9 protein-coding genes are annotated in these 16029 nt (G+C 67.5%); 1 reads left to right on the top strand and 8 read right to left on the bottom strand.

Annotation, left to right across the window (positions count from 1 at the left end; translation table 11 throughout):
* Positions 1-65: 65 nt before the first annotated feature.
* Positions 66-1577, bottom strand: a complete 1512-nt coding sequence (locus tag EAH86_RS19255) for a DUF4041 domain-containing protein (protein WP_241668465.1) — start codon at positions 1575-1577, stop codon at positions 66-68.
* A gap of 517 nt (positions 1578-2094) precedes the next feature.
* Here EAH86_RS19255 and EAH86_RS19250 point away from each other — a divergent pair.
* Complete coding sequence (locus tag EAH86_RS19250) at positions 2095-2739, top strand: HIRAN domain-containing protein (protein WP_140743799.1); 645 nt, start codon at positions 2095-2097, stop codon at positions 2737-2739.
* Between the two features lie 737 nt (positions 2740-3476).
* Here EAH86_RS19250 and EAH86_RS19240 read toward each other — a convergent pair.
* The 7 genes from EAH86_RS19240 to EAH86_RS19210 form a co-directional block, all read right to left on the bottom strand.
* Entirely contained in the window at positions 3477-4328 is an 852-nt protein-coding gene (locus EAH86_RS19240; RefSeq protein ID WP_140743797.1) for an alpha/beta fold hydrolase, read from the bottom strand.
* A 174-nt stretch (positions 4329-4502) separates the two neighbouring features.
* Entirely contained in the window at positions 4503-5201 is a 699-nt protein-coding gene (locus tag EAH86_RS19235) for an alpha/beta fold hydrolase (protein ID WP_140743796.1), read from the bottom strand.
* Positions 5202-5415: 214 nt separating this feature from the next.
* On the bottom strand, positions 5416-8277 hold the full coding sequence (locus EAH86_RS19230) for an ATP-binding protein (protein WP_206665896.1): 2862 nt from the start codon (positions 8275-8277) through the stop codon (positions 5416-5418).
* A gap of 486 nt (positions 8278-8763) precedes the next feature.
* The gene (locus EAH86_RS19225; RefSeq protein WP_140743792.1) at positions 8764-9099 is read right to left on the bottom strand and encodes a helix-turn-helix domain-containing protein; all 336 of its coding nucleotides are present in this window, start codon (positions 9097-9099) and stop codon (positions 8764-8766) included.
* 746 nt (positions 9100-9845) lie between these two features.
* Positions 9846-10223 carry a VOC family protein gene (locus tag EAH86_RS19220; protein WP_140743790.1) on the bottom strand — a complete coding sequence of 126 codons (378 nt, stop codon included), beginning with the start codon at positions 10221-10223 and terminating at the stop codon, positions 9846-9848.
* A 191-nt stretch (positions 10224-10414) separates the two neighbouring features.
* Complete coding sequence (locus tag EAH86_RS19215) at positions 10415-13507, bottom strand: DUF3427 domain-containing protein (protein WP_140743897.1); 3093 nt, start codon at positions 13505-13507, stop codon at positions 10415-10417.
* 139 nt (positions 13508-13646) lie between these two features.
* Positions 13647-15917 (bottom strand): FG-GAP-like repeat-containing protein, encoded by a 2271-nt coding sequence (locus tag EAH86_RS19210; RefSeq protein ID WP_161988715.1) that lies wholly within the window; start codon positions 15915-15917, stop codon positions 13647-13649.
* Between the last annotated feature and the right edge of the window lie 112 nt (positions 15918-16029).

Genomic DNA, 16029 nt, shown 5'->3' with positions numbered 1-16029 from the left:
CTGAGACGCGGCTGCGAAGCGGGTCGAGAACTCACGCTATACGCTGCTTGATTTGCCGAAAAACGCTATACGGTCGTACTCGACGAGACCGGCTCGGAGGGCTCGGCCGGCGGAGCCGTCAGTGCCGGGGCCTCCGCGTCGTTGACGGACTGGTGGTACTCGAACGCCTCAGCGGAGTCGGTGTACTCGAGCAGGTCACCCGCCACGTCGGCTAGCAGGTCGCGCACCTCGGCCGGGGTGGCGTAGAAGAACTCGCGGCGCAGGTTGACCCGGTTGACGCGCCGGTCGGCCAGGCGCCGGTGCATCTCCGCTTCGACTCCGACGGCGTCGTTGGAGAAGTGGATGGCGTGCACGTCGAAGTTGAATGGGACCGAGGCGTCCGACAGCTCTTTGATGCGGTCCATGGGGTCCTGGCGGCGGGTCATGCCGACCTTGACCATCCGTTCGCCGAACGCGCCTAGGTTGGAGATGACGTACACGTACCCGGCGCGGATGTTCGCGGCTCGGTAGTCGACGTCCTCGATGGCCTTGTCGATCTCGCCGAGCTCGGCCCGCAGGCGTTCCGCGGCTTCGATGTCGCCGCTGGCCTCGAGGGAGGCCAGCGCGTTGAGGTAGTGGGTGCGTTCGCGCTCGAGCTTCTCGCGCTGCCGGGCGAACTCGGCTTGGGCGGCCCGCTCCTCACGCAGCCGGGCGCGCTCCTCCTTCTCACGTTCCTTCTCACCGGCGAGCTTGTCGATGTAGTCCGCCGTCAGCTCCATCTCGGTGATGCGCAACCGGTGGTAGCTGGGGTCGATGACGATGTCCATGCCCTTGCCGAGGCGCTCGATGGTGCCCTTGGCCTTGGTGAGGCGGTCCTTGCCGGAGTCGAGCTTGTAGGGGCGCATCCCGCGGACGATGTTGTCGGCCTCGTTGTTGTAGGCGCGCAGCAGGAGCTTGGAGAACTCCTTGACCATCTTCTGCCCTTGGCCCAGGTTGCCGTTCATGGTGATCTGGGTGGAGCCGTGCACAGCGCCGCCGCCGACCCGGTTCATCGCCTTGATCCGGTCGGTGATGCGGGCAAGCTCGGCCTTGTACGCGACGGAGTCATCCAACGGGTGCGTGTACTGATAGACGCCGACCTCTTGCAGGACGAGGTCGTCGCGGGTGGTCACGAGCTCCTCCCGGATGGACTCGATCTGCGCTTCCAGGCCGACCTTGCGCGACAGGAGTTCGGCCAGCGTCGCATGGTGGGCGGCGACCTCCTGGGCTGCCGCGGCCTGGTGCGCGATGCGTTCCTGCTCCATCTGCGAGGTGGCGTCGGCTCGCCGCTTCTCCAGCTCGAGCACATCCAAGGCCCCCATGTCCCGCAACTGCGAGGTGAGCTCAGCATTCGCCGCGGTCAGTCGTTCCAACGTGGCGGTCTGCTCGGCGTTTGTCGCGGTCAGTCGTTCGACCTCGGCGCCGAGCTCGCGGGCCTTGCCGCGCGCGCCGAACAGGCCGACTGAGGTGTCGACCGCCGCTGGGGACGGGGACGGGGGAGCGACGGTCGGGGCAGGCGACGCGTCCGCCCGGCGCTCGGCGCGGGTGCGCGTATCCACTCCCGCGACTGTGGGCGCTGCTGCCGCCGCGGGCGTGGGCGTAGGACTGGCCGTCGGAACTGCCGGCTGGGAGGGCGTCGCAGGCGCGTCACGGATCCAGAAGTCCCACCCAGCTGGGGGCGCCGGCCAGGACGGGTCCGGCTTCCACCCGTCGGCCGGTCGCCAGTCCGAGGTCGGCGGCGCCGGCCAGTTTGGCGGCGTGTTGTACTTCCAGCCGTCGGTGTTGATCAACAGACCCCCTCCAGTGTCCGGGTGCCAGCGGGAAGCCGTGCTGCCCGGTGGACCCCTCCGACCCTGCCACGTCCCAGGCATCGCGCGCGGTGGAATGCCCCGATTTCGGCTACCGGTTTCGCAACCGGAGGAGCCGCAGCCGACGCTGTGCATCGGCCAAGGCAAATGTTGCAACAAGTCGTAGCAACATTGAGCAGCGACGCGTCGGGACACACAGGCTGCTGCCGGATTGCCCCACATTTCCCATTCGTCTGACCTGACCCCCGCCGCTGGGTACGTTCGAGTCATGGGGTGGGGAGACTTGTTTGGCGGGCGAGCGTCCGAGCCGGTGGCCAATGCGCAGGACACCGTGGTCGCTACGGCTACGCGGTCCGTGCCACTCACGGGGCAGGACCGCTGGTACGTGCCGGTGGACGGGAACCGGGACCGTTTCGTGGACCCTGACGGGGGCATGCCGCTGCTGCACCTCATCCGCTACCACTCCGGCGGTGAACATGTCCTGCGTCTGTGCGAGGACGCGACGGGTCTGCTCATGGGGCCAACTGACCGCCGGCTCGCCCCGGCTGGCATCTACGTGTCCAACCTGCGCGGCGAGAGTTACCACAAGACGGCCTGCCGACGCGGTAACTTCTCCCCGGGCACCGCAGTCCAGCTCAAGCGTGAACCGAACAACTCGCACGACCCGTTCGCGGTCGCCATCACAGCCGACGCAGACGGTGCCGCGGTGGCCGCGTACGTGAACAAGGCGAAGGCGAGAACTCTCGCGAAGCTCCTGGACCACGGCACCGACCTCGCCGCGGTCAGCCTTCGCGGCACCTCATCGAACACGGCCTGTGAGCAGGTCAGTGTGCTGGTGACACGCGCAGACGTGATGGCGCACCTGCTCTCGCCCCGCCCCCGGCATCTACCCAAACCCGCCCACCAGCGCTGAGCACCGGCACCGTTGTCGGTGGGCCTTTCGGCCGGCCGGAAACGGTGCGCATACTCGCTTTCATGGCCATCGTTCACGGTCAGTCCAGGCGGGCGCACGTCGGGGACCCGCAGGTGCAGTGGTTGGTCCGCGGCGCCGTGGCATCGAGTGTTCTGGCGGTGCTTGCGGTGGTGCTGAGGTCGCTGCTGAGCGAAGGCAGCTCTGGCTGGCTGGCGGGAGTTGATGGGCGCAGGTCGGCCGAGCGGGGTCAGACGTCTTGAGGTTCCTCACGAGTACGGCTCGCGCGGGGTGCGTTTCAGCAGCTTGCCCGCGCCCGAGATAGGAACGGGGCGACCACAGCGCCAGCCACCGGATGTCGAACAGTGCCTCGTAGTACCCCGGTCGCAGTTCAGCGCCAGGATTCCCACGTGGTCGCAGGTCTGGACGCCGAGCACCGTGAGCGCTGCGGCTGCCCGGCCCGCTCGGTCGTAGCAATCGGCGTACGTGCGGCGGCGCGAGCCGAACACGTCGCTACCCGGTCCGGGTGCTGCTGGCGCGCCCGGTGCGGGGCCAAGGTCACCTGCATGGCGCGACGCTAGTGGACCTCGCGACAGCCGGGCACCGCTCAGGTGCGACGTACAGGCAAGGCGGGCGGTTGCGGCGCTGGGGCTAGCACGAGCAGGCGCGGTGGGTGCACGGTGCCCCGGCCCGTGCTGGGCGGGCCGGGGCTGTGCGGTGAAGTGGCGCCGGGCGGCTGCTCAGCTGGTTGCCTTGGCGGCGTCCTGGATGAGGTCGGCGACGGCCCTGGGGTGGCTGAGCATGGCGACGTGGGACGACGTTGGCAGCTCGACGACCTTGCGTGCGTTCGCCCGGGTGTACATGAACCGCTCGGTCGCCGGTGGGATGGCCTTGTCACGGCCGGCGACCAGGGCCCAGGTGGGGATGGTCTTCCACGCGGCGGCGGTGGTCGGGAAGATGAAGGAGTCGGCGTCGAACGGCCGTTGGGTGGCCTGCAGCACCTGGAACGCCGACGTGGAGATGTCCGCAGCGAACGCGGCCTGCCCGTTCTTGCCCAGGTACAGGTCGATTCCGGTGGTCCCGTCAGCCTTGGTGTAGGGCACGGGAACGCTGACCGGTCCCACTTCGCTGCCGGGGAACTTCGTGATGAGCTCACCTTGGGTCTCGCCCACGTCGGGCACGAACGCGGCGATGTACACCAGCGCCTTGACGTTGGCCTTGCCGGCGGCGGCGTTGGTGATGACCGTGCCACCCATGGAGTGCCCCACGAGCACGACCGGCCCTGCGATGGAGTCCAGCAGGCTTCCGATGTACGGGGCGTCGGTGGGGATGCCCCGCAGCGGGTTCGACCCGCAGATGGCCGTGTAGCCCGCGCCCTGCAGTTGGGCGATGACGTTGTTCCAGCAGGAGGAGTCGGCGTAGCCACCGTGCACCAACACGATGGTCGGCTTGACCCTTGTCCCGCTGGAGCTGTGAGCAGTGGCAGCGGCGGCGGGTCCGGCACCGAAGGCGGTGGCGGTCAGTGCAGCGGACCCGGCCAAAGCCGCGCCCGCCACCAACGCCTGGCGGCGGGAAACATCGTTGGTACCCATGGTGATCTCCTGATTTCGTTGGACTTTGTTGAGCTGGTTGGCGGCGCCGTGCGTCGCAGGATGAGAGGCGGGCTCGCAGCGGGGGCCTCTGACGGGCGGGCCGACTTGTGTCCGCGTCCGGTTGGGCAGCGCGTTTTGTACGCCTGTCCGTTGTGGCCTGGGGTGGTCCGGGGGTCAGGCGCGGGTGAGGGACTCGGCTGCGGTGCGGATGAGGTCGACGACGGCCTGGGGCTGCGAAAGGTAGACCGAGTGGCTGCCGGGCACCTCGACGACCTGGGCGCCGGCGCGCTCGGCCATTGCGCGCTGGGCGGGCGGCGGAATCATCCGGTCGTCGGTCGCGACCAGGTACCAGCTCGGCTTGGACCGCCACGCCGCGGTGCTGACCACCCCACCGAGGGCCTCAAGACCCCAGGGCACCTGAGAGTTGGCCATGAACGTCGCCTGGTCCGGCTTCAAGTCCCCGGCGAAGGAGTCAGCGAACTTCTCCCTATCCAGTGCGAGGAAGCCGTTGCGGGGCGGCAGGATCGGCGGCACCGGCGCGCCGGGCGGCGGGTCGGCGATAAGGGTCTGGACGGACTCGCCCTGGTCCGGGGCAAACGCCGTGACGTAGACCAGTGCCTCCACCTGCGGATGGGTGCCGGCCTCGGTGATGACCGCACCACCGTAGGAGTGGCCGACCAGTACGACGGGACCGTCGTAGTCGTCGAGCACGTGGTGAGTGGCGGCCACGTCGCCCTCCAGCGACAGGGTCGGGTTCTGGACGACGGCAACGTTGTAACCATCAGTGCGCAGCAGGTCGTGGACGGCTTGCCAGCCGGAACCGTCCACGAAACCTCCGTGGACCAGCGCGATGGTCGGGCTCTTGGTGCTCATGATGGTCTCCTGGTGAGGGGGATGAGGGTTCCTCGACGCTAGGAGCAATCGGCGTGACGCCGCGTGCGTCAGATGACTGGGCTTGGGGCCGGTCAGTCAACTGGTCAGGCAGCCGCGGCTCAACCGACTACGCGGCTCGTCTGCGCTCATCGGGCATGGACCACCGGTACCCACCGGCTTGGGCAGCTTCAGTTCGCTGGACGCAGAAGGGTCGTCACGACCGCCCGTCCCCGTCCTTAGTGACCGCGTCGTCGGAGGCGAGGGCGTCACGCAGAGCGGCCCTGGAGGTGATGCCAAGCCTTGGGAAGATCTCGTACAGGTGGGTCGCCACCGTGCGCGGCGACAGAAACAGGCGCTCCCCGATCTGCTTGTTGGTCAGTCCGGACGCCGCCAGCTCCGCGACCTGCCGCTGCTGTGGGGTCAAAGTGGTCGCGGAAACGCCCTGCGCAAGGGGAGGTGTTCCCTGTGGAGGGAGTTGGGCCTTGCCGGTGGCCCTGAGCTCTCGCGCTGCCCGGTCGGCCCATGGCCGCGCCCGCAGCCGGTCGAAGATGTCCTTGGCCTGAGTGAGCTGGGTTCTGGCTGCGGAGGCGTGAGCGGTGCGTCGCAGATGCTCGCCGTAGGCCAGTTGGATGCGGGCCAGCTCGAACGGGAACAGCTGCGCGTCAGGCGCAGCCAATGCCGTATCGAACCGGACCGTGGCTTCCTGCACGGGTGCTGCCAAGGCGGCGGCTCCGAGCGTCACGAGGTTCAAGCGCGGCGACAGCCGCCGCACCCCGGCCTGGTTGACGGCAGCGACGTGAGCAGCAGCTTCGGCTGAGCGGCCGGACCGGACCGCGGCCTCGGTCAAGTCGAGGATCAGCCAGAGTGGAAGGGTCGAGTGCGACGCCAGTTCCCCGGCGGGGCTGACACTGCAGGCGTGCCGGTACGCGGCGTCGTAGTCCCCGCGCGCCAGGGCGACCTGGCAGGCGACTTGGGCGAGGTAGCCCTGAACGGAGCCCACGCGGCGCGGGAACGCCCACGCCGCCATGCGCTCGGTCATCGACTGAACCGTCGCGTCGTCTCCGCGTGCGGCCGCCACCAAGGCCCGCAGGAACCGTCCGGGCCACTCCAGCATCCGGTAGCCGAGCTCCTCGCACAGGCGCAGTCCTTCGGAGGTGACCTCGTCCACCTCGTCCCAGGCGCCGACCAGGTAGTCGTCGTTGCCGAGCAGGAACAGCGCGTCGATGGAGGAGGTGATGGCCCCTCCGGCGCGGCCGTCCTCAACGACCCGCCACAACGCCTGGCGGCAGCCTCCCACCCGGTCGACGAACACGGCGGCGATACCGACGCGCCGGATGTGGGCTGGGTCCTGCTGCTGGTTCAGCTTGGCGATTGCCGTGTCGAGGTCGTCCAGCACCGACTCCGCAGTCCGTGCGGGGTCTCGCAGCGTGCCGCTGACCAAACGCAGGTCCAGAGGTGGTTCGGGGTCCAGGCGCGCCATCGCAATGTCGAACGGTTCCCACAGCTCGGGACGTCCACCGAAGTAGCAGACCAACAGCAGCGTGTGCAGCACTTCACCGAGGATGACGTCGTCCGCGCGGAATGGGCCGATGTGCATGTCGATGGCGTTGACCAACAACCGGTAGGTGGTATCCAAGGCCCCGTCCTGATTGAGGAGCTGGGCCGCCGCCGCCAGGGTCATCATCAAGGACGCATCGGGGTCTTGCTCAAGAGCGCTCTCGTCCAGAAGCTGCGGCGCCATCCCCAGGTCGCCGGTGACGTTCGCCCCAAGGTAGGCAGCACGGGCCATGCGCCTGAACTTGTTGGTGCGCGCCGGGCTCAGGTCGGCGGCTCGGACGAAGGCCGCCACCGCTCCGACCGGGTCCCCTCGGTCGGCCGCCTGCTGGGCGACCTCCTCAAGGAGCGCGGCAACCATCTCGTCAGCTCCAAGAGCGGCCGCAGCCAAGTGCCAGGCCCGCCGCTCAGGGTTGTCCGCCAAGCGGCTCGCCAAGATGGTGTGAGCACGGCGCCGCTCACCGTCAGTGGCTAGTCCCACGACCGCGGACCTGGTCAGGGGATGTCGGAACTGCAGGCGCCGGGTCGTCGGGTCGACGAACACCAGGCGAGCGCGTTCGGCCGGCCCCAGCGCCTCCAGGCTGTCCTGGCCCTCTTGCTGCGAGTCCGCTTCGGTGAGGACTCGCAGGTCGCCGATTCCCTCGAGGGCCGCGAGCAGAAGGAGCTCTGAGGACTCGGGAGGCAGCGAAGCGACACGTGCGGCGAACACGGCTTGGAGACGCTCGGTGACCGGCAACACGTCCGGGTGCGTGTACGAGTGAGGTTGCCGCAGGTCGCCCAAAGCCGCCGGCAGTTCCAGCAGCGCCAGCGGGTTACCACGAGCTTCGTCGAGGATTCGCTGACGCACTCGGCCGGGAAGCGCGGGAAAGGTCCGTTGGAGCAAAGCATCAGCCGCAGCATCCTGCAGCGGGGGCACCATGAGACGCGGGAAGTCACCTTCCTCGAAAAAGCCTGCCTCACCGGTGCGCGCGGCACCAACGAACGCGATCGGGCTGCCTGTCACACGCCTGCCCACGAACGCCAGCACGCGGGCGCTGGCCTTGTCCAGCCACGGGAGGTCGTCGACCACCAGCAAGAGAGGTCTATTCGCGGCCGCCTGCCGGAGCAACGCGAGGGTGGCGGTAGCGACCCGCGGCGGGTCGGTGACGCGGCCACCTCCCAACGAGATCACCGCGCCAAGGGCCTCCCAGTGCTCCGGCTCGAGCTGCGGCATCATCCCCAAGAACGGACCCAGGATCTGGTTGAGGGTGGCGAAGCTGACGTCGACCTCGAACTCGGCGCCGCCGGCGCGCACCACTTGGTAACCCAGGTCCTCGGCGCGCGCCGCGGCGGCCCCGAGCAGGGCGGTCTTGCCGACCCCGGGTTCGCCCGAGATCAGCAGGGACCCAGCTCTGTTCGCGGCGTCGGCGAGGAAGCTCCACAGCGTTTCCAGCTCGCCAGGTCGCCCGACGAGGGTCCGAGCCGATTCAGGACTCTGCGGCTGCGCGCCAGCATCCGATGGCGGTTTCCGGAGGCCCGACACGGAGGCAGCCGCTGGACTGTCCCCACCTTTACTCTGGGTAATCGACGCCTCCCGGTGCTCCCGACCCCTCACCCATTGGTCCCCAAGTGTTGCGCCGCCGGGTCCCATCCGTCCAGCGACGAATCGGCAACGGGCCGAGACGTGGAATTGCGACCGCCCAGGCGGTGCCGGGACCCGATGAACGTAGTAACGGGGTTCGAGATCGGTGGGCGGTTACCCGCAGCAGCACTGGCCGTGGGAACCCTGCGGGTCACGTCTGTAAAGGCGGGCGCCGTACGCTGCTCAGCGTGCTAGGGCGCGTCTCCAGCGCGGCCGTGCGTGACGCGGGTCGGTGGGCAGCTCCTGGCGGCTGCCGAGCCGGAGTGCAGAAGGCGCGCCAGAGGGACGCGTTGCTACTCGCTCCACCACCACCACCGGCAGGTCATGCAGCCGCACAGCACGGTCGACATGTCCGGCGACCGGTCGCGGGTGGTCATGCACGAGCACCTACGGCCCGGTCGCGCGCCATCTTGATGGTCGCTCACCCGGCACGACGACAAGATCGCCGCGCTCGGCGAGCGTGTTTAGGGCGCGAGTCGCGTTCGACTGCGGAACGGCCAGCTGCTGCGCCACTTCGCTTGCAGCCAGTCCGTGCTCGCTTGTCAGGTTCTTCAACCCGAGTACGCGCTCCTGCAACTGGCCACGCGCCCGTCCCTCCGGCCGGCGGGTCGTCGTGGGCACGGCTGCGTCTTCGCGTAGCGTGTCCGCGAAACGCAAGAGCGCTCGGCCGACGTCCTCCGCGAGTTGGGCGACCGCCCGGTTGCTGGGTGGGCGAGTGCTCATGTGATAACGATAACGCAATGATAAAACGATAACGAGTGTCGCAGCGCAACTCGGCCCGTCGCTCGACACAACTCGACAGCTGATCTAGCCAATCAACGAAGGTGGGCCTGGAGCGATCTTCGCTCCGGGCCCACCGTCGTTGATTGGAGCATGCGCCTTCTGTGATGAGCAGATCTGTAGCCCTTAGGCAATAGGACGCGAGTTGATCGGCATGACGGGCCGGTGTCCAGGGGAGAAGTCCGACCCTTGCCATGCGTGAGCGTCGGTGCCGTCCATCTACGCGGTTCGGGTCTCGGTGAACCGAAGGGCGTCCGCCCCCTCGCCGGCGAGTTGTTCTAGAGCGGCTGTCCGGCCGGTGCGCAGGAGCAGGATGGCACCGATCGGGCCGGCCACCTCGGGTCCTTGGCCGCGGCGCCAGTCGGTGTCGGAGCACTGATTCAAACCCAGGATCGCCCACCATCGGAAGGGCCTCTGACCAGCGGAACGCCGTCGGAGGCCCTTCCGACGTGCGTGCCCGCGTGTGCCGGATACTGCCCCTGAGTGATCAACTAGTAACCCAGTCGTCGCAGAGGATCTGGCGTGGCACCGCTGCCTCGGCCCACCCCGCGACGTCCGCGTGCTCCATTCGAGAGGCGGACGTCGACCGTCAAGCATCAGCCAGAGGACGGGTCCACGAGACAAACCGTCACGGGTGCAGAAGACAACTCCCCGACCTGCAGCTGCCTCGCACCGTGCGCGGACCGATGTCAGATCTCCTGACCGATCGACAGAATGTTGCCGTCGGGGTCCTTGAACCAGGCGCCCTTGAGGCCCTCGATCTCTGCGATGCCGTTCATCGTCTTCAACCCAGGCAGGTCATACTCCTCGAAGACCACCCCACGCTCGCGCAGTTCCGCCACGGCCTTGTCGAGGTCGTCCACGTCGAAGCCCATGGAGGTGCTCTTGGCAGTTCCGGCGAACTGGGACGTATAGACGAGCAGCAAAGTCCCTCCGCCCGCCTCATACCGGATACCGTCGACCCTCTCGTCCTTGGCCTTCAATCCCAAGGTCTCGCTGTAGAACTTCTTGGCCCTCTCGATGTCTGACACCGCGATGGTCGGTACCGCCCTTAGTGGTTCGAACATTCCGCAACCTCCTCAGTTCCGCGCTCAGTGCGCCTACCTCCGGGCCCAGCAGATCGCTGCCGCGACCCTCTAGAAACGTTACGCCCGCGGGCAAGCCCTCGACTGCCGACTTTCGTGGGATTCTGACAGACCCCGTCAGCCAAAGGCGCGTCACAGTGGGCCGGAGTGGGACGCCTAGGTAGCAGGCGTGCTCAGGCCACAACACTGGCGGCTGCGAAGTCGGCGGCGGGCATCGGTGTGTGGAGGCGCCAGGTGATGGCAATGGGGCGCTCGCCACGATGCTCGACGTAGTCGGCCTCCCCGAGGAAGAGATATGGAGCGCCTGACCCGAAGTCAGTCACCTTCTGCGGTCGGGTGAACAACAGCACGTGGCTGCCCTGCTCCCTGTGGCTGAGGTAGCGCTGACCAGTCTTCGACGCGACGGTTGTGCCCGACTGCGACTCCCAGTGGAAGAGTTCGGGATTGATTGCGTAGTCCTGGTACATAGTCGTGGGTGAGTAGTCCGCTTCAGACTTGTGCAGCGTCACGAGGAAGGCGTCCGCGTTGGCTGCTGGCGCAAACAGCACCCCCTCGCGGAAGCTGTTGGGCTTGCGACCGTCAACGGCCACGTAGTCCAGGGCAGCGACAAGTTCCTCTCGGGTGTAACGCGCATGCACCCGAAGGGGTCGTAGCCCGAGCTCTCCGCCAGGTCGCGTGCTGACACGCTCTGCACCGGCTAGGCCGAGCGCAATGACCTCGCGCAGGTCTTCCCGCGCGGCGGGTTCCGAGCGCAACGCGGCCAGCCCAGCGGCATATGAATCGAAGCCACCGCCGTCGGGCCACAGGGAGAAGAACAGCATGCGCCCAAACGCCTGGAGAGCCGGATCCGCGTCTCCGTACGTGGGCGCGTCGTCGGCTAACCACTGCAGGTAAGCCGCCGCCCGGTCCGGGTCGTCGACATGGGCAAGGGCGCGGACGCGTTTGAGCAGCGCCATCTCTAGGTCGCCGCCTTCCGCAACCGAAAGCCCAGCTTCCCGGCGCAGCCTGGCCCACGACCTGTCGCCTCGGACGACGTCTGGCAACTCAACGCCCGACTCTGCGAGGAAGGTGCTCAAGTCGTCCGTCGGGTGAGCGCGCAGCTCAGAGGTGATCGTGGTCCAGCGCTTAGCCACCTGGCTGCGGACGTTCTCCAGAACCAGTTCCTGGCTCTGCCGGTCAAGCACAATCTCCGTGCCTGCGGGCAGGAAGGGGAAGCCGTGCTCGATGTCGCGCACAAGCTGCCCTCTGGTGCTGCCGGTCATCGCACGGAAGCGCTGGTCGAACCTGAACTCCTTGCGGTGATGGCCTACGAAGTCGAGCGCCGTGAGCACTGCCTTGTCCTTCGCGCGACGTAGTCCCCGCCCGAGCTGTTGGAGAAAGACCGTTGAGCTTTCGGTCGGTCGGAGGAAGAGCACTGTGTTGATCGCCGGGATGTCCACACCCTCGTTGAATACATCCACCGTGAAGACGACCTGGACCGTTCCGTTCCGCAGATTGGCGATGGCGCCATCGCGATCGTCCATCGAGGTATCGCCCAGGACGGTCGCCGCCTGGATCCCCGCGTTGTTGAATACCTCGGTCATGTAGTGGGCGTGGGCTCGGGAGACACAGAACCCCAGAGCTTTCATCGACGACAGATCGGAGACCTTGTCCTGCACGGTCTTGAGAACGACGCGGGCGCGGGCGTCGTTGCCGGTAAAGAGGTTGGAGAGCTCCGATGGGTCATAGGCACCCGCCTTCCAGTCGACTCGCGTGAGGTCCACGCCATCCGCGACTGCGAAGTAGTGGAACGGCGTCAGAAGGTCGGCTTTCAGCGCATCCCACAGCCGCAGCTCAGCCGCGACTCGGCCATCGAAGAAGGACCGGACGTCCAGCCCGTCCCCGCGCTCTGGGGTCGCGGTCAAGCCCAGGAGCTCGCGCGGGTTGAGGTGGTTGAGGATGCGGCGGTAGGTCGTCGCCTGGGCGTGATGGAACTCGTCGACCACCACGACCTGGAACGAGCCCGGTGGAATGTTGTGGATGTCGTTGGACGTCAGCGACTGAACAGACGCAAAGACGTGTTCCCAGCGCTCCGGGCGCGCGCCGCCGACGTACAACTCGCCGAAGTTCGGGTTGTTAAGCACCTCGCGGTAGGTGCGCATGGACTGCTGGAGAATCTCCCGTCTGTGCGCAACGAAGAGCAACCGGGGGAGCGTCGGCGCAACCTCGGCGAGACGCCGATAGTCAAGAGCCGCAACGACGGTCTTGCCGGTCCCCGTTGCGGCCACCACTAGGTTGCGATGACGCCCGTGAACGACGCGCTCGACCTCGAGCTGGTCGAGCATCTCCTGCTGGTATGGGTAAGGCCGAACCTCCAGACCAGACAGAGTGAGCGTTACGCGATCATGGGACTTGTGGCCGGCGGCCTCCGCCAGCGCGTCGTCCAAGCGGTCACGATCGGTATCCGGGTCGTAGGTCTCGAACGTGTTGTCGTTCCAGTAGCTGTCGAACGTGGCACTGAACTTCTGGAGCAAGGACGGGGTGGCGATGGAGGAGAGGCGAACGTTCCACTCCACGCCGTCGAGCATGGCTGCACGTGACAGATTGCTGCTACCGACGTAAGCGGTGTCGAAGCCGGTGTTGCGCCGAAACAGCCAGGCCTTGGCGTGGAGACGTGTCCGTTGGTCGTCGTACTGGACCTTCACCTCCGCGCCGAAGTCACGCACGAGACGGTCGAGCGCGGCCCGCTCTGTCGCGCCCATGTAGGTCGTGGTGATGATGCGGAGAGGCACGCCGCGGTCATGCAGAGACTTGAGTCGATCGTCGAACAGCCTTAGGCCGTACCACTTGACGAACGCCATGATGACGTCGACGCGGTCGGCACTGGCTAGCTCGGCCCGGACTTCGTGACCCATCCCAGGCTCGCCGTGCGCGTTTGTCAGCAGGGCGGCGTCGGATAGGGGAGTGGATGGACGATCCACGAAGGCCCGGGCAGAAATGCCGGGCGAGGCATTTCGACTGACCGCCATCAGGTGGCGAAGGCCGCCCTGCAACAGATCCTCGTTTGCGCCAAGATGTTCGACGATCTCGTTGACCAGGGCCAGACGACGTTCGCTGTTTCGCTCCTCCCGAAAAGCCCGCAAGGCAACGGCCCGAACGTGCCGAGCTAGGACCTCGGGCTCATCGGCCTCATCGATCTTTGAGCGATCGACTTCCTGTCCGTGGGTTCCGGTCAGGCGGGACTCGAGTCCGCGCGTGATCAGGCTCTCGTACAAGCCCTCCAACATGCTGTCGTCATTCCCCGTCACGTGGGCAGCTTGCCAGGGAGGCACAGCAATGTCCGGTCAATCCCGAAATGCCTGGGCTCGCGATCATGCGGCGAGGCAGCCGGCCTGGCAACCACGCGGCATACCTCGCACTGCTGCGTTAGCGGACTCCGGTGATGCGGGTCGTTGCGCCCCAGGGGGCGGTGAACTTCTTGGGTGCCGCGAACGTGCCCTTGCCGGTCCCGGCATACACGTAGTCGACGTTGGCCGTCGTGCGGCCGATGAGGTCGGCCTTGCCGTCGCCAGTGAGGTCGCCGGTCGAGATCACTGTGTTGTAGCCCTGCCAACCGGACGAGACCAGCGTCCCGGGCTTGTATCCGGTCGCGGTGGCTGTGGCCACTCCGGTGCCCTTGTACAGGTAGAGCTTGCCGGCGGGCGTGCGGCCGAGAAGGTCGACGCGACCGTCGCCGGTGACGTCGCCCGGCGTGATCATCTGGCTGAACATCTGCCAGCCGGTGCCGATTCGCCGCCAGGTGCCGGTGAACCCGCTCTTGCCGTTGCCAGCGACGAGCCACAGCTCGCCGTTGGCCTTGCGCGCCAACAGGTCTGGCTTGCCGTCGCCGGTCCAGTCGCCGGGCGTGAGGACGTCGGTGTAGGACTTCCAGGCGCTCGACAGGAGGGTGCGGCCGGCGAGCAGGCCGCCCTTGCCGTTGCCCTTGTACAAGTAGGCCGAGCCGGTGGAGGTGATGGCGAGGACGTCGGCGATCCGGTCGCCGGAGAGGTCGCCGGGGGAGACGACCTGGCGGAAGGCGTTCCAGCCGCCGCTGATCCGCACCGCGGCCCCGATGCCCCCGACCTTGCCGGGGTAGAGGTAGAGGTCGCCGGGCGCGGTGCGGCCGATGACGTCGCCGCGTCCGTCGGCGTTGAAACCGGCAATCGCCTTGGTCGGCACGGGTTTCGCGGGCGGTGGCGGCGGCGGGGGAGCGCCGGTCTTGGTGTAGCTGAGCCCGGACAGTGCGCGCCAGTCGTTGGACGCGATCTTGCCGGTGACCGTGAGCACTGCGGCCTTCTGGAAGCGCTGCACCGCACCGAGCGACGTCGCGCCGAACGCACCATCAGCCGTCCCTGCGGCGAAGCCACGGCGGTTGAGCTCGAGCTGCAGGTCGCGGACCGCCCATCCGGTCGAGCCGGTGGCGAGGGTGAGGCTGCCGTAGGCCGAGAACAGCTTGGCCGTTGTGACTGGCGGCGGGGGCGTGGTCACCGAGGTCTTCGCGTACAGCGTTGCCTTGCTGCGAATGGTGGCCATCAGCGGGAAGAGGTACTGGCCGGGGCACAGCGTGTAGGACGTGTTCTGGTGCGCGTTGATCGTCTGCAGGGTGGCGACGACGCCGGCGGCGTACTTGGTGCCGGTCCCGCCTGCGGAGGTCAGCTTCGTCGTGGCGGACGGGTCGACGCCGTACTGGGAGAGCTTCCAACCCGCGACCTTGGCGATCGAGTCGACCATGACTGCGGGAGGACTCACGGTCTGGTAGTTGCCCAGCGCTGCGATGCCCATCGTGTTGGTGTTGAAGCCCATCGCGTGGGCTCCGCGCACCGCCTGGGTGATCGAGCCGGCCCGGCCCTCGTAGATCTGACCGAACTTGTCGACCAGGAAGTTGTAGGCGATGTCCGACCAGCCGAGACCCTTGGTGTCGTAGGCGTAGATGCCGCGGATCTGCGCGGCAGCCGTGGCCGCGGTGTAGTCGTTCGAGCTTGCGGTGTGGTGGATCGTGATCGCCTTGACGGTCGTGTTGTAGGTCGTCGACCCACGCAGCGACTCGTCGGCACCCCACTGCTTGCGCGTGATGATCGTGGGCATCGTGGCCGCGGCAGAGGCTGAGGCGGCGGGGGACTTGGCCACAACGTCGTCATCGGCGGACGACGTGCCGGGGTTGATCGTCGTGACCCGGACATCGGGGAGGGGCTGGCCGTTCGTGGTGTCCACCCGGACCTGGATCGCCGTGGCGCCGTCGGTGACAAGGGGGTTCGTCCCGAGGCGGGCAGTGGCTGACTCGTCGGTCCCGCTCTGCGGGCCCTCGTCGGTAACCCCGGGCGTCTCCCAGCTTGACCACCCGGAGTCCTCACGCACGCGAATCTGGACGATGACGTCACTGCTGGACAGCCCTGTGGTGCGAGCCCACGAGACTCCCGCCACGGTGAACCGGGCTCGCTCCTGGACCGGCGTGAGGGTGCTCAGAGCGTGTCCGGGACGAAGGACGCGACGGTCCCAGAGCTGCGCTTTCGCCGTCGAGTCGACGCCGCGGACCGCGGTGGACTGGACGTGCGGGGCCACCGGATGGGGCGTGTCCGTCGAGGCGAACGACACCGTGGGGAGGGCCACGAAGAAGGGGGTGATGACCAGGGCAGCGAGGGAGGCAGGCAGCAGGCGCACGTTTTGTCCGGGGGGATAGTGGGAGACAGGGGACTGGTGTGACGACAGTGAAGAGTCGCAGTCGCAGTGGCCCCGTGTCGTATTCATCCCGGAAACAGGTCCGTTCGGACGA

It is taken from the genome of Pedococcus bigeumensis (genome assembly GCF_006438965.1).
Lineage (GTDB): Bacteria > Actinomycetota > Actinomycetes > Actinomycetales > Dermatophilaceae > Pedococcus > Pedococcus bigeumensis_A.
Note: the sequence above shows the minus strand (reverse complement) of the source record. Positions and strands in the feature narration are given on the sequence as shown.

Bases quoted from the DNA above. Each gene is read 5' to 3' on its own strand.
- EAH86_RS19240 (WP_140743797.1), bottom strand. From the start codon at position 4,328: ATGGGTACCAACGATGTTTCCCGCCGCCAGGCGTTGGTGGCGGGCGCG.
- EAH86_RS19215 (WP_140743897.1), bottom strand. From the start codon at position 13,507: ATGTTGGAGGGCTTGTACGAGAGCCTGATCACGCGCGGACTCGAGTCC.
- EAH86_RS19220 (WP_140743790.1), bottom strand. From the start codon at position 10,223: ATGTTCGAACCACTAAGGGCGGTACCGACCATCGCGGTGTCAGACATC.
- EAH86_RS19235 (WP_140743796.1), bottom strand. From the start codon at position 5,201: ATGAGCACCAAGAGCCCGACCATCGCGCTGGTCCACGGAGGTTTCGTG.
- EAH86_RS19250 (WP_140743799.1), top strand. From the start codon at position 2,095: ATGGGGTGGGGAGACTTGTTTGGCGGGCGAGCGTCCGAGCCGGTGGCC.
- EAH86_RS19225 (WP_140743792.1), bottom strand. From the start codon at position 9,099: ATGAGCACTCGCCCACCCAGCAACCGGGCGGTCGCCCAACTCGCGGAG.